This window comes from Pseudomonas sp. NBRC 111124, assembly GCF_001320245.1.
Lineage (GTDB): Bacteria > Pseudomonadota > Gammaproteobacteria > Pseudomonadales > Pseudomonadaceae > Aquipseudomonas.
Genome location: NZ_BCBA01000005.1, coordinates 102,415 through 120,177 on the forward strand (window position 1 = coordinate 102,415; position 17,763 = coordinate 120,177).

General features: G+C 63.6%; 17 protein-coding genes. 6 read left to right on the forward strand and 11 right to left on the reverse strand.

Annotation, left to right across the window (positions count from 1 at the left end):
* Positions 1–26 precede the first annotated feature (26 nt).
* Both APH28_RS03250 and APH28_RS03255 read right to left on the reverse strand, forming a co-directional pair.
* Entirely contained in the window at positions 27–659 is a 633-nt protein-coding gene (locus tag APH28_RS03250) for a LysE family transporter (RefSeq protein ID WP_060507607.1), read from the reverse strand.
* A gap of 151 nt (positions 660–810) precedes the next feature.
* Positions 811–2,721: an ATP-binding cassette domain-containing protein gene (locus APH28_RS03255; RefSeq protein ID WP_060507608.1), complete on the reverse strand. Its 1,911-nt coding sequence runs from the start codon at positions 2,719–2,721 to the stop codon at positions 811–813.
* 50 nt (positions 2,722–2,771) lie between these two features.
* Here APH28_RS03255 and APH28_RS03260 point away from each other — a divergent pair, with 50 nt between their 5' ends.
* Complete coding sequence (locus APH28_RS03260) at positions 2,772–3,254, forward strand: TIGR02444 family protein (RefSeq protein ID WP_060507609.1); 483 nt, start codon at positions 2,772–2,774, stop codon at positions 3,252–3,254.
* Here APH28_RS03260 and APH28_RS03265 read toward each other — a convergent pair.
* Positions 3,230–4,252 carry an AlgP family protein gene (locus APH28_RS03265; protein ID WP_060507610.1) on the reverse strand — a complete coding sequence of 341 codons (1,023 nt, stop codon included), beginning with the start codon at positions 4,250–4,252 and terminating at the stop codon, positions 3,230–3,232. The genes APH28_RS03260 and APH28_RS03265 overlap by 25 nt on opposite strands.
* A 224-nt stretch (positions 4,253–4,476) precedes the next feature.
* Between APH28_RS03265 and APH28_RS03270 the strand changes: the two genes are divergently transcribed.
* On the forward strand, positions 4,477–5,142 hold the full coding sequence (locus APH28_RS03270) for an FKBP-type peptidyl-prolyl cis-trans isomerase (RefSeq protein WP_060507611.1): 666 nt from the start codon (positions 4,477–4,479) through the stop codon (positions 5,140–5,142).
* Between the two features lie 9 nt (positions 5,143–5,151).
* Here APH28_RS03270 and APH28_RS03275 read toward each other — a convergent pair whose 3' ends face one another.
* The 7 genes from APH28_RS03275 to APH28_RS03305 form a co-directional block, all read right to left on the reverse strand.
* Complete coding sequence (locus tag APH28_RS03275; protein ID WP_060507612.1) at positions 5,152–5,622, reverse strand: Rsd/AlgQ family anti-sigma factor; 471 nt, start codon at positions 5,620–5,622, stop codon at positions 5,152–5,154.
* 232 nt (positions 5,623–5,854) lie between these two features.
* A complete protein-coding gene (locus APH28_RS03280) occupies positions 5,855–6,361 on the reverse strand; it encodes a disulfide bond formation protein B (protein WP_060507613.1) in 507 nt (168 codons plus the stop codon).
* 218 nt (positions 6,362–6,579) lie between these two features.
* Positions 6,580–7,818, reverse strand: coding sequence for a heme biosynthesis HemY N-terminal domain-containing protein (locus APH28_RS03285; RefSeq protein ID WP_060507614.1), 1,239 nt, complete (start codon positions 7,816–7,818; stop codon positions 6,580–6,582).
* Positions 7,815–8,915, reverse strand: coding sequence for a uroporphyrinogen-III C-methyltransferase (locus APH28_RS03290; protein ID WP_060507615.1), 1,101 nt, complete (start codon positions 8,913–8,915; stop codon positions 7,815–7,817). Before APH28_RS03290 ends, APH28_RS03285 begins: the two co-directional genes overlap by 4 nt.
* A 31-nt stretch (positions 8,916–8,946) precedes the next feature.
* Positions 8,947–9,729 carry a uroporphyrinogen-III synthase gene (locus APH28_RS03295; protein ID WP_060507616.1) on the reverse strand — a complete coding sequence of 261 codons (783 nt, stop codon included), beginning with the start codon at positions 9,727–9,729 and terminating at the stop codon, positions 8,947–8,949.
* Positions 9,726–10,667, reverse strand: a complete 942-nt coding sequence (hemC, locus tag APH28_RS03300) for a hydroxymethylbilane synthase (protein ID WP_060507617.1) — start codon at positions 10,665–10,667, stop codon at positions 9,726–9,728. The genes APH28_RS03295 and hemC overlap by 4 nt, the downstream gene beginning before the upstream one ends.
* A 113-nt stretch (positions 10,668–10,780) precedes the next feature.
* Complete coding sequence (locus tag APH28_RS03305) at positions 10,781–11,524, reverse strand: LytTR family DNA-binding domain-containing protein (RefSeq protein ID WP_060507618.1); 744 nt, start codon at positions 11,522–11,524, stop codon at positions 10,781–10,783.
* A gap of 309 nt (positions 11,525–11,833) precedes the next feature.
* Here APH28_RS03305 and argH point away from each other — a divergent pair, with 309 nt between their 5' ends.
* A complete protein-coding gene (gene argH / locus APH28_RS03310) occupies positions 11,834–13,228 on the forward strand; it encodes an argininosuccinate lyase (protein ID WP_027916957.1) in 1,395 nt (464 codons plus the stop codon).
* 33 nt (positions 13,229–13,261) lie between these two features.
* On the opposite strand, the gene APH28_RS03315 is transcribed toward argH, so the two are convergent.
* Entirely contained in the window at positions 13,262–13,924 is a 663-nt protein-coding gene (locus APH28_RS03315) for a glutathione S-transferase (protein ID WP_060507619.1), read from the reverse strand.
* Between the two features lie 147 nt (positions 13,925–14,071).
* On the opposite strand from APH28_RS03315, the gene APH28_RS03320 reads away from it, so the two are divergent.
* The 3 genes from APH28_RS03320 to APH28_RS03330 all read left to right on the forward strand — a co-directional run bounded on the left by APH28_RS03320 (position 14,072) and on the right by APH28_RS03330 (position 17,762).
* The gene (locus APH28_RS03320) at positions 14,072–14,371 is read left to right on the forward strand and encodes a hypothetical protein (protein WP_060507620.1); all 300 of its coding nucleotides are present in this window, start codon (positions 14,072–14,074) and stop codon (positions 14,369–14,371) included.
* Between the two features lie 69 nt (positions 14,372–14,440).
* Complete coding sequence (locus APH28_RS03325; protein ID WP_060507621.1) at positions 14,441–14,686, forward strand: TIGR02647 family protein; 246 nt, start codon at positions 14,441–14,443, stop codon at positions 14,684–14,686.
* Between the two features lie 211 nt (positions 14,687–14,897).
* Positions 14,898–17,762, forward strand: coding sequence for a class I adenylate cyclase (locus tag APH28_RS03330; RefSeq protein WP_060507622.1), 2,865 nt, complete (start codon positions 14,898–14,900; stop codon positions 17,760–17,762).
* Position 17,763: the final 1 nt, after the last annotated feature.

Below are 17,763 nucleotides of genomic sequence, written 5' to 3' on the forward strand. Positions count from 1 at the left end.
GGCTGCAAGGCAGCCCCGGCGTACGATCAGATAGGCGCCCGGCGCAGGGTGGCGAGGAAGGTCGCCGCGCCAATAAACAACCCGGCAAAGGTACGGTTCAGGCGCTTCTGCTGCTTGGGCGTGCGCAGCAGGCGCAGCACCCGCGAAGCCAACCCGGTGTAGCCCGCCATCACCAGCATGTCGACGCTGATCATGGTCACGGTGATCGCGATGTACTGCGCCAGCAGCGGCGCGTGCGGGTTGATGAACTGCGGCAGCACGGCGAGCATGAACACCAGCGCCTTGGGGTTGCTGACGTTGACCAGGAAACCACGGAACACCAGGCTCAGCGGCTTGCCGATCGGGCGCACGCTGGAATCGTCGGTCATGTCCATGGGCAAGGCGCGCCATTGTTTGTACGCCAGGTAGACCAGATAGCCCACGCCGAACCACTTGATGACCTGGAAGGCGGTGGCGGAAGCGGCCAGGATGGCGCCGACACCAGCAGCGATGATGGCGATCTGCACGATCAGGCCCAGTTGCAGGCCTAGGGCATTCCAGTATCCACGCCAGAAACCGTACTGCAGCCCGCTGGACATCGAGGCAATGGCCCCGGCACCCGGCGACAGGCTGATCACCCAGCACGCGGCAAAGAAGCCCAACCACACTTCCATCGACATCACACACCTCGCTCAACAATTGTTGCAAAACGTTAAGCTAAGGTTTTGGCGAAAAAATAACCAGCAAATTCTGCGGGCATCTATCGCCTGCACTGGCCCCTGTAGGAGCGGGTTTACCCGCGAAGAGGCCAGCACTTGCAACATCAATGGGTCAGGACATCGCCTCGAGTTCAGCCTGCATGCTCTCCAAAGCTTCCAGAGCCTCCATCCAGGCCTCTTCAAGCTCACCCTCACGCTGCTTCAACTTGGTCTGCCGAGCCAGCAGATCGCGCAGCTCATCCTTGCGCGCCGCCTCGTACACACCGCCGTCGCCCAGCGCAGCCTCAACCTCGGCCAGCTGCGCATGCACCTGGTTGAGCTCGCTCTCGAGCTTGTCGGCCGCCTTCTTGTGCGGTGCCAACTGTTGGCGCAAGGCTGCCGCAGCCTGACGCTGGGCCTTCTTGTCGGTCTTGTCCGGGTTGGCCGGCGCATTGCTGGCCGGCGCACTGCGCTGACGGTACTCGACCAGCCAACGGCTGTAGTCGTCAAGGTCGCCATCGAAGGGCTCGACCTTGCCATCGGCCACCAGCAGGAAATCGTCGGTGGTGCTCTTGAGCAGGTGGCGGTCGTGGGAAACCACCACCACGGCACCGGCAAACTCCTGCAGGGCCATGGTCAGCGCCAGGCGCATTTCCAGGTCGAGGTGGTTGGTCGGTTCGTCGAGCAGCAGCAGGTTCGGCCGTTCCCAGGCGATCAGCGCCAGGGCCAGGCGGGCCTTCTCGCCGCCGGAGAAGTTCACCACCGGCTCGTCGACACGGTCGCCATGGAAATCGAAACCACCCAGGAAGTCGCGCAGGGTCTGCTCACGTTCGGTCGGCGCGATACGTTGCAGGTGCAGCAGTGGGCTGGCCTTGTCGTCCAGCGAGTCGAGCTGGTGCTGGGCGAAGTAGCCGACGGCGAGGTTCTCGCCACGGACCAGGCGGCCCGACAGCGGCTCGAGCTCACCGGCGAGGTTCTTGATCAGGGTCGACTTGCCGGCGCCGTTGGGGCCGAGCAGGCCGATGCGCGCACCCGGGACCAGCTGCAGCTTGACCTTGTCGAGGATCGCCTTGTCGCCATAGCCCAGGCGGCCTTCGGACAGGCTCAGCAGCGGGCTGGAGATCTTCTGCGATTCGCGGAAAACGAAGTCGAACGGCGAATCAACATGCGCCGCCGACAGCTCTTCCATGCGTTCCAGGGCCTTGATCCGGCTCTGCGCCTGACGGGCCTTGGTGGCCTGGGCCTTGAAGCGGGCGATGTACTTTTCCATGTGCGCGCGCTGCGCCTGCTGCTTCTCGTAGGCCTGCTGCTGCTGGGCCAGACGCTCGGCACGGGTGCGCTCGAAGGCCGTGTAACCGCCCTTGTACAGGTTGAGCTTGCGCTGCTCGACATGCAGCACATGGTCGACCACCGCATCAAGGAAATCGCGGTCGTGGGAGATCAGCAACAGCGTACCCGGGTAACCCTTGAGCCAGTCTTCCAGCCACAGAATTGCATCGAGGTCGAGGTGGTTGGTCGGTTCATCGAGCAGCAGCAGGTCGGACGGGCACATCAGTGCCTGGGCCAGGTTCAGGCGCATCCGCCAGCCACCGGAGAAATCGCCGACGCGGCGGTCCATCTGCTCGTTGGTGAAACCCAGGCCAGCCAGCAGCTTGCGCGCGCGGGCATCGGCGGTGTAGCCGTCGGCCACTTCCAGCTCACTGTGCAGGCGTGCCAGGGCAGTGCCGTCGTGGGCCTGTTCGGCCACGGCCAATTCGGCCTGGACCTTGCGCAGGCGGGCGTCGCCGTCAAGTACATAGTCCACGGCCAGGCGGTCGAGGGTATCGACCTCCTGGCGCATGTGGGCAATGCGCCAGTCGCCGGGCAGCTGGCAATCGCCGCCATCGGGCGAGAGCTCACCGCGCAGCATGGCGAACAGGCTGGATTTTCCGGCGCCATTGGCGCCAATCAGGCCGGCCTTGTGACCGGCGTGCAGGGTCATCTCGGCGCCTTCTAGCAAGCGCTGCGGACCACGCTGTAAAGTGAGGTTGGATAGTCTGATCATAGTGGTCGCGGAGTCTACCAGCTTCCTCGGCCCGCAGCGTGAGTGGAATCATGTACACCGACCTGTGGAATTACGCCCTGGCGCTGTATGCCCGCCCGGGTGTCGAAAAGGCCTGCCTGGATGTGCAGGCGATGGGGGGCGACGTCTGCCTGCTGCTCTGTGCAACCTGGTTGCAGGCGCGTGCAGTGCCCTTCAATGAAGAGCGCGCCCAGGCACTGCTCGCCATTGCCGGGCCATGGCAACGCGATGTGGTTACGCCGTTACGCAGTCTGCGCCAGCAATGGCGCACGCCCGCGCAGCACGATCCACACCTGGCGGAGGTGCGTGAGCAAGTGAAGGGGCTGGAGTTGCAAGCGGAGAAGCAATTGCTGCAACGGCTACAAACCTGTGCGCAACAGTGGCCTTCGGGCTCGCAGGAGCCCAAGGACGATTGGCTGGACCGGCTGGCACCGGACCAGGCCCGTGGCCACGACGCGCTGGTTGACTTGCGCGTCGCGGCCGCAGGGCTTCAGGAGGCCGAAGACGGCGACTGAGCTGGGGTGCTGGCAGGTGCCGAAGACGGGGCAGGAGCGGCCGAGTTGGTCGCTGGCGCACTGGCTGCTGGTGCAGCCGGTTTGGTTTCGGCAGGTTTCGCCGGGGCCTTCGCTGCAGATCTGGCTGCTGGCTTGGCGGCGGCAGGTTTGGCCGGTGCTTTGGCAGCAGCAGGCTTGGCAGCGGCAGGTTTGGCTGCAGCGGGTTTGGCTGGAGACTTGGCAGCAGCAGGTTTAGCGGCTGGCTTGGCTGCGGCGGGTTTGGCGGCGACTGGTTTGGCAGCTGGCTTTGCGGCGGCGGTTCGGGCCGGTGCTTTGGCTGATGCAGGTTTGGCGGCCGCTGGCTTGGCTGGGGCCTTGGCAGCAGCAGGCTTCGCAGCTGGCTTGGCGGCAGGTTTGGCAGCGGCAGTTCTGGCCGGGGCTTTGGCTGCTGGCTTCGCGGCCGCTGGCTTGGCTGCAGCAGGTTTCGCGGCTGGCCTGGCGGCGGCGCGGGCCGGGGCCTTGGTTGCGGCCGGTTTGGCTGGAGCCTTGGCGGCTGCAGGCTTGGCGCTGCGGGCCGGTGCCTTGGCAGCAGCCGGTTTCACGGTTTTGGCAGCCACTGCACGCTGGTCGAGCGCCTTGCCAGCTGCCTCACGAACCTTGCCGACACCTTGAGCCAGTTTCAGGCTTTCCTGGGCATCACGTTTGAGTTGCTGAATGTAGGTACGGGTCTGGGTCTGGCGTTCCTTGAGCGAATCGAGCAATGCTTCAAGTTCACCAATAGCCTTTTGCGCCTTGTTCTGCGCCTTGGCTTTGCCGGCCTTGGCCGAATCCTGCAACTTCAGGCGACCGTTGTGCAGTTTTTCCTGAGCTTTGCCGCGCTGCTTTTCCAACTTGGCCAGCAATTTCTCCGCATCAGCCAGCGCTTGCGAGCAGGCTTCTTCCAAGTGTTCGAGCAGGCTGCCCGAAAGTTGCTGGAGCAGGTGCAACGGCGTACTTACTGGCTTCTTTTTAGCCGACATGGTTTACCTCCTGGCTGACGAGATTGCGGCTCATACTATGCTTCTGCTGCTACCGCCGCTAGGGCATGTTGACAGTATTGATGGCGCCGCGTTGCATGCCTGGGCAAAGTTGTTATCTTGCAGCTCCATGCAAGTGTAGTTGCTTAACAAAACGTTGCTGATATTTACGCATGTACAAGCAACAAGGCTGGCATACTTCCCTGCTCATTGAGCTGGAGTTACCCATGCCGCGTTATCTTGTTTTTGGCCTGTACCTGATGGTGCCATTCGCACTGGCCGCCACCGATACCGCTCCTGCCAATGATCACGACCTGGCCTACAGCCTCGGCGCCAGCCTCGGTGAGCGCCTGCGCGAGGAGGTGCCTGGCCTGCAGCTGGATGCGCTGGTCGAAGGCCTGCGCCAGTCCTATCAGGGCCAGCCATTGCAGCTCGACAAGGCACGCATGCAGGCCATTCTCCAGGAGCACGAAGAACAGGCCAGCAGCGCCGCCGAACAAGCCGAAGTGACCCGGCTGCAGGCCGTGGAAACCCGCTTCATGGCCAACGAGCGGGCTCGTGCCGGTGTGCACGAGCTGCCGGAAGGTGTGCTGTACAGTGAGCTGAAAGCGGGTAATGGCGCGCAACCGAAAGCCGGAGGCAAGGTACAGGTGCGCTATGTGGGTAGGCTCCCCGACGGCTCAGTGTTTGACCAGAACCAGCAACCGCAGTGGTTCAGCCTGGGCTCGGTGATCGAAGGCTGGCAGGTGGCGCTGCCACACATGAAAGCGGGTTCGGCCTGGCGCCTGGTGATCCCCTCGGCACAGGCCTACGGTGCCGAGGGCGCAGGTGACCTGATCGCGCCCTACACGCCGCTGGTGTTCGAAATCGAGTTACTCTCGGTCGGCGAATGACGCCGGCCTTCAGGCTTCAACCGCGCCCTCTTCCTTGTGCGCGTTATGCAGCACCTCGATCAGGCAGTCTTCCAGCTCGAAGCGTTCGTGCAGAAGGCCGCCCAGCTTGCCGAGTTTTTCGGCGAAACGCGCAGGATCCTTGCATTCCCCCTTGTCGCAATGGTCGTTGAAGGCCAAGGCAAACTGAGTGCTTTCATCAATGCGCGGATTGATCTGCGTGGCCAGTTCCAGGCCTCGTGTATCGCCGAACGCTTTCGCTTCACTGACCAATTGCTCGCTGACCTCGAAATGCCACGCCGAAACGTAGTCGACCAGTAGCGTGCAAAAGTCGCCGTTTGTGTCCTTGTCGGCAAAGGCCGGCTTGGCGTCGCGCAAGGTGCGGAAAGCCTGGACCAGCGCCTCTCGCTCATCGAGCCAACGGTCGATCAGCTTGTGAACCCCACCCCAGCGTTCCTGGGCGTTCTGGCAACTATCGAGCATGGCAATCTCTTCCCTTCTGGGTAGATGCCGCTGCACCTCGCACCACGACCGTGCAGCACAAAGGTGACATCAGCAGGACGGCATCGAGCAGTTGTATTTTCGGTATGCGTGCTGCGAGATTATTCCCGAGCGTGCTTGGCATCAAGGTACGCAGCAGACAAAGTTCATACAAGTGTTTAATACCCCGATGCACCACCATTGGTCGCGCTATCGACCACCGGCCTGCGCCAGATCAAGGATTGCCAAGCGAGCGGAAACGATACGCCAGCAGCCAACTCAAGGGCAGCAACGCCAGCAGTAGAAACCCCAGCAGGCTCCACTCCGGCAAGGTCAGGTCGAGAAAGCTCCAGGTCAGCGAACTGCAGTCAGGGCCGCCGAGCAAAAGTTGCCGCGCAGCATCACGCCACGACAGCTCGAACACGCGCCCGATTGGCAACGGACACATATGGCTGGCATCGGTCGCGCCTTGCAACCACACATGCCGTGCCGCCAGCAGGACACCGCTGGCCGCGCACAGCAGCGCCGTTCGCGCGTACCGCCGTGCCCCGACAATACCAGGCCCATGCAGCGCCGCACACAGGCAGACCAGTGCGTAAACGCCCAGCAGTAGCCGTTGACTGAAACACAGCGGGCAAGGCACAAGCCCAAGGGCACTCTCGAGATAGAACGACACGCCCAGCACCCCCAGCGAAGCAAGGCATGCCGGAATGAAAAACGTGCGCAGACTGGCCATCGACATGGGCAGAAAGGTCCCGGGAAAGTTGAAGTAACCTGGAACGGTAGAGGAAAGTCCGGGGTTGTTTCAAGGCGCTACTGGAATGACAAGTCGCTGTATTGCAAGGGAAGTTTCCACCCGAGCTGTAGGAAACTTCCTAAGTAGATTCTGCAGAACTAACTTACAACGCGGAAAAAGTTACTCCCCATGAGCCCGCGCACCCGCGCGGGCTCATGGGATGCTCAGGCGCGCTCGCCGTGTGGCAGCGGCAACGCCAGAAGACGCTCATCGAGCAGGCCCAGGCCTTCTTCGAACAGCTGATTGCTGCGCTCGGTTTCGCCCAGGCTGGCGAGCAGGCGCGCAAGCTCGGCACAGGCTTCCGGATTACGCTCCATGCGCAGGCTGCTTTCGAGATAGTCGCGTGCCTTGCCCCACAGGCGGTTTTGCAGGCTCAGGCGACCGAGGGTAAGCAACAGGCTCGGGTCTTCCGGATGGGCCTTCAGCCAACCTTCGGCGGTTTGCAGCTGACGCGCCGGGTCATCACCGCGTACCAGGCCATACAGGCGAGCCAGGTGGCTTTCGTACTCGCGTTTGAGCGCAGTGCGCAGCACCTGCTCGGCTTCGCCTTGGGCACCCACCTGGCGCAGCTGTTCGGCATAGGCCAGCACCAGTTGCGGCTCCTGGCGCTGGGCTGCGGTCAGTTGCTGCCAGGCACGCTCAAGGGCCTGACGGGCACTGTGCGAATCCTCGCCGCGGGTGGTCGCCAGGCCAAGGTTTTGGCCCCAGGCGCGCTTCTCCAGCGCGGCCAGCTCGTCGGCTGGCAATACCTTGCCCTTGCGCAGGTCCGGCAGCAGGCGAATCAATGCCGACCAGTCGCCACGCTCCAGGTGCAGGCGCTGCAGAAGGCGCAGCACCTGCGTGTTGTGTGGATGGCGCTCCTGCATGGCCAGCAGGGTTTCCAGCGCACCATCGCGCTCGCCACGGTCCATCTGCAATTGCGCATGGGTCAGGGCAATGGCCAGCTCGGCCTGGGGCTGACGCTCCAGGGCACGCTCAAGCAGGCTGTCGCTGTCTTCCTTGCGCCCCTGCTCATTGGCGGCGCGGGCGGCACCCAGGTAATACAGCAACGGCTGACGCTCGGCCTCGGCAGCACGATGCAGGTGACGCTGGGCACTGGCCCAACGACCTTCGGCCAGGTCCAGCTGGCCTTGCTCGATAGCAATCCGCACGCGTCGGCTGCGGTTGCGTCGCGACCACGGGTTGACCACGCCACTGGAAGTCAGCACCAGGCCGACCAGGTAACGCAGCAGCAACAGCAATACGATTACGCCAACCAGCGCTGCGAGCGCCGCCCATAACCCGGACTGGTAGCGGAAACCGCCGTAGGCAATCAGCACGTAACCACTGTGCTTGGCCACTGCAATGCCCAGCGCTGCGGCAATCACGATTGCCAATACGGCCAGCAGGTAGACACGCTTCATGGCTTGCCCCCTTCCGCCTCGGCTGGCAGATGGCGGCGCTGGATGTACGCCTGCACTGCGGCCAGGCTTTCGCTCAGGTCTGGGGTCACTACCGAGACAGGCTGCTCAGCCAGCGCATTGAGGCTGTCGAGCATCGCCTTGCTTTGCGGGTTGTCGGCATTGAAGTTGGCCAGCAGCACGCTGCGTGCATCATCCAGGGCCTGAGTGTAGACCTTGGCCTCGCCATTGAGCGCAGCCCACTGCGCCTGCTCGATGGTCAGGCTCAGGGCCAGGCGCAGCTGGTTCAGCTGCTGGCCAGCCAGCAACGGCCGCACATTGTCGTCGGCGTTGAAGTCGATCTGGAAGTACTTGGAGATTTCTGCCCACCACTGCGACAGGCGACTGGCCCCATCACCATCAGCGGTCAGCGCACCCAGCGCATCGGCGTTGCTGGCGAACTCGGGCGACTGGGCGCTGAGCTGCTGCACCAGCTCACGCTGGGCGGCGAGCTTGAGGAACAGGCCGGTGCGGTCCGGCTGCTGGGTGCTGTTGAGCGTGGCCAGGCTGCGCGCCAGTTGCTCGCGGGCGGCAAAGGCACCCGGGTCGCTCTGCTCGCGAAGGATTTCGTCAGCACCTTCGACCAGCGCCTTGGCGCTGGTGATGTCCTGCAAGGCCGACAGGCGCAAGGTAGCCAGGCGCAGCAAGTGCTCGGCTTCTGCCAGGCGCCACTCCTTGCGGCTTTCGCCAAGGACGGTTTCCAGACGCTGGCTCAGGCGTTGCTGGTCGCCCTGCAGCTGCGCCACCAGGCGGCGGCGGTCTTCCAGCTCGCTGGCTGCCGGCAGGCTGGCCAGTTGCGCACTGATCTGTTGCTCGCGCTGCTGCAGAGCAGCGGCGCGCTGGTCGAGCGCTTCGAGATGCTGGCCCTGGTTCGCTTCGCTGCCTTGCAGGTGGCGCACCTGCCAGACACCCCAGCCGCCTACTGCAACCCCGGCCGCACCGACCAACAGCGCCAGCATGGCCAGACCACCGCCAGAGCGCTTTACGGGCTTGTCGGTGACGGGTTGCGCCGGCTCCTGGGCCGACGGCTGATCATTGTTGGACAAGACAGTTTCGCTCACGTATCCATCCTTTGCATGGGGGCGCTTCGCGCTAGTGCGAAGCGCCTTGAGAAGCAGGTGCAGCGCTGCGCTGCACGGCTGCCAGCAAGGCCGTGGCACTCGCGCCACGGCAATCCACAACCTGTTGGGCCCCGGCGGCCCGGGCCTGTTCTGCGACCCTTGGGCTGGGCACGAACAATGGCAGCCTGGCTACCTGCGGCCAGTCGGCGGCGGCCATCTGCTGCAAATGTTCAAGACCCTGCCCACTGCTGACCACCAGGCCATTGAGGCGTTCCGCTTCTATGCGGCGCATCAGCGTGCCCGCCGGGTAGTCCGGCAGGCAGCGACGATACAGTTCCAGATATTCGACACTAGCACCTTGCTCTGCAAGACGCTCGGCCAGAAGTTCGCGACCTCCAACGCCACGGGCAATCACCACGCGTGACGTAGGAACTGCGATAGCCTCGCGCAGGATCGGGAGTGCGAGCAAGGCCTCACTGTCATCACCTTGCGCAGGGAAAGTCACCTTCAGACCGGCGGACTGCAGCACCGCCGCAGTCGCTTCACCCACAGAGAACCAGGCGGTGGGCGGGGGTTGCAGGCCGGCCTCTGCCAGCCGCTTGAGCAGCAGCCGGGCCGCCGGCTTGCTGACCACGATGATCGCCTGACACTGCGCCAGCCCAGCCAGCTGCTGACGCTGTCCGCCATCCAGAGCGACGGGCTCGATGGCCAGCAACGGCAGGCAACTGCTGGCCACACCGGCAACAGCCAGGCTCTGCGCCAGTGCCGCGCAGTCCTCTTCAGGCCGAGTCAGCAGCAGGCGCCAAAGGCTCACGGATGCCCGGCCTCGCCGTAGACTTCCTTGAGAATGGCTTCGGCGCCCTGGCCCAGTAGTGCTTCGGCAACCTGCACGCCCAAGGTTTCCGCAGCGTCCCGCGGCGCACGGGCATCCGCTACCAGCAAGGTACCGCCACTTGGCTGGCCAACCAGGCCGCGCAGCCACAACTGATCGTCTTCGAGCACCGCATAGCAGGCGATGGGCACCTGGCAGCCACCGTTGAGGCGCTTGTTCAAGGCGCGCTCGGCAACGACGCGGTCGGCGGTATCGGCATGGTGCAGCGGCGCCAGCAGCGCATGGATTTCAGTGTCGGCGCTGCGGCACTCGATACCCACCGCGCCCTGGCCACCGGCTGGCAGGCTGTCGTCGACGCTGATGGTATCGGTGATGCGATCCTCGAAGCCCAGGCGGATCAGGCCCGCGGCGGCGAGGATGATGGCGTCGTATTCGCCGGCATCGAGCTTGGCCAGGCGGGTGTTGACGTTGCCGCGCAGGAAGTGGATTTTCAGGTCCGGCCGACGGGCCAGCAGCTGGGCCTGGCGGCGCAGGCTGGAGGTGCCGACGATGCTGCCGGCCGGCAAGGCGTCGAGGCTGGCAAAGGTATTGGAGACGAAGGCATCACGCGGGTCTTCGCGCTCGCAGATGCAGTACAGGCCCAGGCCATCGGGGAAGTCCATGGGCACGTCTTTCATCGAATGCACGGCGATGTCGGCTTCGTTGTCCAGCAGCGCGGTTTCCAGCTCCTTGACGAACAGGCCCTTGCCGCCGATTTTCGCCAATGGCGCATCGAGCAGCTTGTCGCCGCGGCTGACCATGGGCACCAAGGTCACCAGCAGCCCGGGGTGGGCCTGCTCGAGGCGGGCTTTGACGTATTCGGCCTGCCACAAGGCCAAGGCACTTTTACGGGTGGCAATGCGGATTTCGCGAGTGGACATGAAACGCCCCGATCCAGAGAAATGCCGCTGATGATAACAGCATCACCGGCATCGCTTGCAGATGTGGGTCAGGATCCTGTTGTGACCGGTACCGGCGGGCAGGCCGATACCGGTTAAAGTGACTGCATCATCTTGCGCACACCCGCCACATGCCGGCGGCTGACCGTCAACGCATCACCATCGAGGCCCTTGAGGAACAGCTGAAAATGCCCCAGCGGCGTGCGTTGCAGGCGCTCGATACGCTCACGGGCAACCAGCGCATTGCGGTGAATGCGCACGAAGCGCTCGCCGAATTCGTCCTCCAGTGCCTTGAGCGGCTCGTCGAGCAGCACCTCCCCGGCTTCGTGACGCAACGTCACGTACTTGTGGTCGGCGATGAAATAGATCACCTGAGGCAATGGAATCAGCTCGATCCCTTTGCGCGTGCGCGCACTGATATGGCTGCGCGGGCCGCCGCCCTCGCTGCCCGGCCGGGTCAGCGCCGCCAGCTGGGCACGGTTGGGCTTCTCGGCCTTGCGCAAGGCATCGCGCAGGGCCTGAGGCTGAATCGGCTTGGTCACATGGCTGAGGGTGCTGTCCTTGAATGCCTCGGCACCGTATTCATCATCACCGGTACAGAACACCACAGACGGTGGCGCCTCGCGCTCGCACAGGCGAGCGGCGACCTGCAGGCCATCCAGGCCTGGCATGCCGATGTCCAGCAGGACCACATCGGGCCTGAGGCTTTCGATCAGTGCCAAGGCCTCCTCGCCGTTGGTGGCGCTGGGCTCCAGCACGGTGTACCCCTCCAATTCAGCGATCAGCCGTGTCAGGCGTTCACGGGCTTGGGGTTCGTCATCAACGATCAGGACATTCATAATTGCTCTGGATTCCTGAGTGAGTCTCGCACAGGTATAGCGTAGACAAGAGCAGGTCGAGCGACACTGCGGTCACGCTCTAGACCGATACGAAGGCCAAAGATTCACTGAGCCGGCAGAATCACTGCCAGTCCTCTGTCCAACTGTAGACGCTCCATGGAACACTGCCGTTCAATCGTTAAATATCGTTCAGGCCTGCCTTTATGGGGGTTTTCCACAGCTTTCTGTCGACCGACGCCCTGCGGCAGTCGGCCCAACCCTGCTATTATCGGCGCCACTTTTTCGTTCACGCCTGCAATGAGTGAATCCATGAGCACCGACAAGACCAATCAGTCCTGGGGCGGCCGCTTCAGTGAGCCCGTCGACGCCTTCGTCGCCCGTTTCACCGCCTCGGTCGACTTCGACAAGCGCCTGTACCGCCACGACATCATGGGTTCGATCGCCCACGCCACCATGCTGGCGCAGGTTGGCGTACTCAGCGATGCCGAGCGCGACACCATCATCGATGGCCTGAAAACCATCCAGGGCGAAATCGAGGCTGGCAGCTTCGACTGGCGCGTCGACCTCGAAGACGTGCACATGAACATCGAAGCGCGCCTGACCGACCGCATCGGCATCACCGGCAAGAAGCTGCACACCGGCCGTAGCCGCAACGATCAGGTAGCCACCGACATCCGCCTGTGGCTGCGAGACGAGATCGACCTGATCCTGGCCGAGATCACCCGCCTGCAGCAGGGCCTGCTGGAACAGGCCGAGCGTGAAGCCGAAACCATCATGCCCGGCTTCACCCACCTGCAGACCGCCCAGCCAGTCACCTTCGGCCACCACTTGCTGGCCTGGTTCGAAATGCTCAGCCGCGACTACGAGCGCCTGGTCGACTGCCGCAAACGCGCCAACCGCATGCCTTTGGGCAGCGCCGCTCTAGCGGGCACCACCTACCCGATCGACCGTGAGCTGACCTGCAAGCTGCTGGGCTTCGAAGCCGTAGCTGGCAACTCGCTGGACGGCGTCTCGGACCGCGACTTCGCCATCGAATTCTGCGCTGCTGCCAGCGTGGCGATGATGCACCTGTCGCGCTTCTCCGAAGAGCTGGTGCTATGGACCAGCGCCCAATTCCAGTTCATCGACCTGCCTGATCGCTTCTGCACTGGCAGCTCGATCATGCCGCAGAAAAAGAACCCGGACGTGCCGGAGCTGGTGCGTGGCAAGAGCGGCCGTGTGTTCGGCGCCCTGACCGGCCTGCTGACCCTGATGAAAGGCCAGCCGCTGGCCTACAACAAGGACAACCAGGAAGACAAAGAGCCGCTGTTCGACGCCGCCGACACCCTGCGCGACTCGCTGCGCGCCTTTGCCGACATGATCCCGGCAATCAAGCCCAAGCACGCCATCATGCGCGAAGCAGCCCTGCGCGGTTTCTCCACCGCTACCGACCTGGCTGACTACCTAGTGCGCCGCGGCCTGCCGTTCCGTGATTGCCACGAGATTGTCGGCCATGCCGTGAAGTACGGCGTCGATACCGGCAAGGACCTGGCCGAGATGAGCCTGGACGAGCTGCGCCAGTTCAGCGATCAGATCGAGCAGGACGTGTTTGCCGTGCTCACTCTGGAAGGCTCGGTGAATGCCCGTAACCACATCGGTGGTACCGCGCCTGCGCAGGTACGTGCTGCCGTCGTGCGCGGCAAGGCCCTGCTGGCTTCGCGTTAAGTAGCGTCTGGGGCTGCACTGCAGCCCCAGCCTTCAACGTTTACCGCTGCGAATCATCTCCATGAAGGCCGGCATCGAAGCCTCCTTGTCTGCCACGATCCGCGCCATGTGCGGGTTCTCGCCCATCCGTTGCAGCAACGCCTTCGCCTGCGGGAAGTCCGCCAGGAAGTCGATGCCCAGCACTTTCTTGCCGACCGCGTACGCCAGGTCCACCGAGAAGCAGAACATCAGGTCCGCCACTGTCAGCTGCTCACCCGCCACATAAGGCGCGAAACGGCCGTTGCGCTTGAGCGTGGCAAACCCTGCCAGCAAGTCGGTACGTGCACGCTCTTTGATCAGGGGTTCCACCGCCATGCCGAAGAACGACTCGGCGTAGCAGGTACGCGCCGGCAGCTCGATGTACAGTTCGATTTCCTTCAGCAGCTCGCGCACTTTGGCCTGGCCGAACGGGTCGCTTGGCAGCAGCGCCTTGCCGGCTTGGGTCTGCTCGATATAGTCGAGGATGACGCTGGTCTCGCTGAGAAATCCGTGTTCGGTTTCCAGCACCGGCACCTTGCCGCGCGGGCTGACTTCCAGCGCCTGCGGCGCCTGCCCGCCGTAGAAGGTGACTTCCTCGAAAGGCAGGCCTTTCTCCAGCAGGGCCAGCTTGACCATGTTGTAGTAGTTGCTAACCGAGAATCCGTGAAGCTTGAGCATCGAGTTACAGCCTCCAGGCCGTGTGGGGATGGCTCGGCTGTTATAGACCGTACGCCGGCCCCTGACCAGCGTCATGCACCCGGTCGATGACCGGGCATTGCCAGCGCGGGCATGGCAAACTGTGCGTCCCACCACAGGAGTACCGCCATGAGCGAGCACGACGAAACCGGCAATGACGACGAAGCCTTCGCCGAGGCGACACTGACCGAGGCCATCGAAAACCAGATCGAAAGCGGCGAGCCGGCAGCGGCCAAGGCCACCTTCAACAAGCTGACCCTGGTCGGCTACGAGCGCGACGACATTCTCAACCTCATGGCTCACGTGCTGGCATTCGAAATCGACAACATGCTTCAGGAAGACCGCCCGTTCGACGGCCAGTGGTACGAGACAGCCCTGCGCGCCCTGCCCGAGCTGCCGCCTGAGATGGATCAAGGCGACGACGAATAACCCGACTACACTCCAGGATCAGGCATCGCTGGCGGTGCCGCCATCCTCGTCTGGAAGTCAGGAGTTGCCATGTCCTTTACCCCCGAACTGATCGCCGAACTGGAAGTACTCGCCCTGTTCAACCTGGACAGCAGCCAGGAAGGGATCAAGATTCACGCCAACGCCTCCCCTGCCCTGGTTGCTGCGGCCAAGCGCCTGCACGACAAGCAACTGACCGATCAGCCCGATGGTGGTTACCTGACCAGCCTGGGGCATGATGCGGTAGAAAGCGTGCAACTGCTGCTCAATGTCCTCAAAGCCCCACAGCCCGCCTGAGCCTGCACCGGCCATGTGGGAGCGGGTTTACCCGCGAGGCAAGCACCGCGGTGCATGGCAAGGGCTACGCCCTTGTTCGCGAGTAAACTCGCTCCTACACAGGCCGCGCCGAAATGCGATAGAAAAATGGCGCCAATAATCCATATTCCGCTTATCCGACTGCCCCACTCAGGCTAAACTCCCCCAGCTCCCCTGCCCCCCTGAGTGCGCAATGAACCACCCCCACGAAATCCGCCCAGACCTGGACGAAGGCATCGATCGCAAGGTGCTGGCGACATTGCGTGCGCGCTTCCTGCACATCAACCAGTGCCGGCTCGAACGCGCGATGGAGGGCCTGTCGAGCCGCCAGCAGCTGGTCCTGACCCTGCTGCCGCTGCTGTTCCACGTCAACCATCCGCTGCTGCCCGGTTACGTTTCCGGCGCCACGCCGGCCGGGGTCGCGGGGTTCGAACCGGATGCCGACCAGGTCGCCGATGCCCAGCGCCTGGCTCGCTCGTTTGCCTACAAGGCACGCCACGGCAACCCGCCACGCCCGATCCACGGCCTGTTCCTGATGGGCAGCCTCGGCTCGCTGGCCCAAGCTGAACAGAGCGACATGGACCTGTGGGTGTGCCATGCCCCTGGCCTGGCCGAAGCCGAGCGCGAAGAGCTGCGGCGCAAATGTCAGTTGCTGGAAGCCTGGGCCGCCAGCCAGGGCGCCGAGGCACACTTCTTCCTGATCGACCCGCAAAGCTTCGCCCTGGGCCGGCGTGACAGCCAGCTCAGTTCCGATGATTGCGGCACTACCCAGCATTTCTTGCTGCTCGATGAGTTCTACCGCACCGCCATCTGGCTCGCCGGGCGCACGCCGCTGTGGTGGCTGGTGCCGGTCTATGAAGAGCACAACTACAACGCCTATACCCAGACCCTGCTGTCCAAGCGCTTCATTCGCAACCAGGACGCCCTCGACCTTGGCAACCTTGCGCATATCCCGCCCGGCGAGTACGTCGGCGCCGGCCTGTGGCAACTGTTCAAGGGCATCGATTCGCCCTACAAGTCACTGCTCAAGCTGTTGCTGACCGAGGTCTATGCCAGCGAGCACCCGACCGTGCGTTGCCTGAGCCTGGACTACAAGCAGGCGGTGTTCGCCAACCACCTCGACCTTGACGAGCTCGACCCCTATGTCATGGTGTACCGGCGCATCGAGCGCTACCTGCAGCAACGCGGCGAAACCGAACGGCTGGAACTGGTGCGACGCAGCCTGTACTTGAAGGTCAACAAGAAGCTGAGCGGGCTGGACCGTACCCGCAGCAACGGCTGGCAGCGCCAACTCTTGCAGCGCCTGGCCGATGAGTGGGGCTGGGACGAGCGCCAGCTGGCCATGCTCGACAGCCGCAGCCAGTGGAAGGTGCGCCAGGTTGCCGTCGAACGCCGGGTGCTGGTGGCGGAACTCAACCATAGCTATCGCTTTCTCGCCCAGTTCGCGCAAAACCAGGGCGCCAGCAGCCGCGCCGACCAGCGTGACCTGAATGTCCTGGGCCGGCGCCTGTACGCTGCCTTCGAACGCCGCGCCGGCAAGATTGAGGTGATCAACCCGGGCATTGCCCCGGACATCGCCGAAGACACCTTGACGCTGGTCCAATCGCCGAATCGCAAGGAACCTGGCAGCCATCATTGGGGCCTGTACAACGGCAACCTGGGGGTGCACGAATGGGAGCATTTCAGCCCGATCAAGCGCTGCCGTGAGTTGCTCGAGCTGCTGACCTGGGCCCACCGCAACGGTGTCATCGACAGCGCCACGCGCCTGGCCCTGCACCCGGGCGACAGCGACCTCAGCGAATTCGAGCTGTTCAACTTGCTGGGCAGCTTGCAGCAGAGCATCCCGCTGCCGCTGGCCAGCGTCAGCGAAGCGCACCTGCTGCAACCGAGCGTGGCTGACGAGATTCTGCTGCTGGTCAATGTCGGTGTCGACCCGCTGCGCCATCACCGCGACCTGAACATCATGATGACCACCGAGCGCACCGACTCGTTGAGCTATGCCGGCGTACGCGAAAACCTGGTGCTGACCATCGACCAGGTCACCCTCAACAGCTGGAACGAAGTGCTGGTGCAGCGCTACGACGGTGAGCACGCACTGCTGCGCTGCCTGCGTGACTTCCTCAACAGCCTCGGCCAGCGCAGCCACCGCCCGCAGGTCCGGGTGCGCTGCTTCTGCCACAACCGCGCCCAGGCCATCAGCCAGCGGGTCGAGGAAATCTTCGACACTGCACAACTGCTGCTCGACCAGGGCCTGAACCACCGCTACCTGCTGCAGGTGGCGCAGTACACCCATGTACTGGAACTGCTGCCCGGCCAGGTCAGCCTGGCGACCCTGGCCGATCATGACGCCGTGCTCGATCATCTGGGCGAAGCGCGCAGCCGCTACAGCCCGTTGCACCTGGATGGCAATGCACTGCAGGACTACGACCTGCCCCTGGTTCTGGAACAAGGCCGGCGCAATTGCATCCAGGTGTTCTACCGACTGCTCGACGGCTGGGCCGACCTGTACGTGCTGGATGAGTACAACGCCCTGTGGCAGCAGCGCCTGCCATTATTTGACGAAAGCCATCTGCTGCTGCCGTTGCAGCGTTTTCTGCGTTCGGTGGTGGTGCGCCACGATGCCCGTCTGCCGCTCGAGCATCTGCAGCAGGCTGCACTGGCTATCCACTATGCCCAGCTACTGCCCTCCGGCCCGGGCAAGGCGCGCAGCATCGAGCCCCGCTGGGCGCCCAGTGCTGGCGTCGACCAACCTTACTATGAGGTTCAGGCCATTCTGCAGGGCGGTACGGGGGATGATGTACATGTGACGCTGTACTGCGACCAGCAGGAGTTTTCCGAGCTGGAGCATGGCGATCAACTGTATGAGGTGGTCGCCCGGCAGATCCTTGGCCAGCGACGTAGCGAGGGGCACTACCGCTGCTATATCACCGACCTGGACCTGTCAGAGCTGCTCGAAGATGAACAGGGTTCGACCAGCCTGTATTTGCGCTACAAGGGCGAACTGGAGCAGGCTTTGAACGATGGCTTGGTGCGACTGCAGGCAATCCTGGAGCCTTGAA

What these genes read in the sequence shown, in the direction of transcription:
- APH28_RS03250 (WP_060507607.1), bottom strand. Translation starts at nt 659, where the DNA reads ATGTCGATGGAAGTGTGGTTGGGCTTCTTTGCCGCGTGCTGGGTGATC.
- APH28_RS03255 (WP_060507608.1), bottom strand. Translation starts at nt 2,721, where the DNA reads ATGATCAGACTATCCAACCTCACTTTACAGCGTGGTCCGCAGCGCTTG.
- APH28_RS03260 (WP_060507609.1), top strand. Translation starts at nt 2,772, where the DNA reads ATGTACACCGACCTGTGGAATTACGCCCTGGCGCTGTATGCCCGCCCG.
- APH28_RS03265 (WP_060507610.1), bottom strand. Translation starts at nt 4,252, where the DNA reads ATGTCGGCTAAAAAGAAGCCAGTAAGTACGCCGTTGCACCTGCTCCAG.
- APH28_RS03270 (WP_060507611.1), top strand. Translation starts at nt 4,477, where the DNA reads ATGCCGCGTTATCTTGTTTTTGGCCTGTACCTGATGGTGCCATTCGCA.
- APH28_RS03275 (WP_060507612.1), bottom strand. Translation starts at nt 5,622, where the DNA reads ATGCTCGATAGTTGCCAGAACGCCCAGGAACGCTGGGGTGGGGTTCAC.
- APH28_RS03280 (WP_060507613.1), bottom strand. Translation starts at nt 6,361, where the DNA reads ATGTCGATGGCCAGTCTGCGCACGTTTTTCATTCCGGCATGCCTTGCT.
- APH28_RS03285 (WP_060507614.1), bottom strand. Translation starts at nt 7,818, where the DNA reads ATGAAGCGTGTCTACCTGCTGGCCGTATTGGCAATCGTGATTGCCGCA.
- hemC (WP_060507617.1), bottom strand. Translation starts at nt 10,667, where the DNA reads ATGTCCACTCGCGAAATCCGCATTGCCACCCGTAAAAGTGCCTTGGCC.
- APH28_RS03305 (WP_060507618.1), bottom strand. Translation starts at nt 11,524, where the DNA reads ATGAATGTCCTGATCGTTGATGACGAACCCCAAGCCCGTGAACGCCTG.
- argH (WP_027916957.1), top strand. Translation starts at nt 11,834, where the DNA reads ATGAGCACCGACAAGACCAATCAGTCCTGGGGCGGCCGCTTCAGTGAG.
- APH28_RS03315 (WP_060507619.1), bottom strand. Translation starts at nt 13,924, where the DNA reads ATGCTCAAGCTTCACGGATTCTCGGTTAGCAACTACTACAACATGGTC.
- APH28_RS03320 (WP_060507620.1), top strand. Translation starts at nt 14,072, where the DNA reads ATGAGCGAGCACGACGAAACCGGCAATGACGACGAAGCCTTCGCCGAG.
- APH28_RS03325 (WP_060507621.1), top strand. Translation starts at nt 14,441, where the DNA reads ATGTCCTTTACCCCCGAACTGATCGCCGAACTGGAAGTACTCGCCCTG.
- APH28_RS03330 (WP_060507622.1), top strand. Translation starts at nt 14,898, where the DNA reads ATGAACCACCCCCACGAAATCCGCCCAGACCTGGACGAAGGCATCGAT.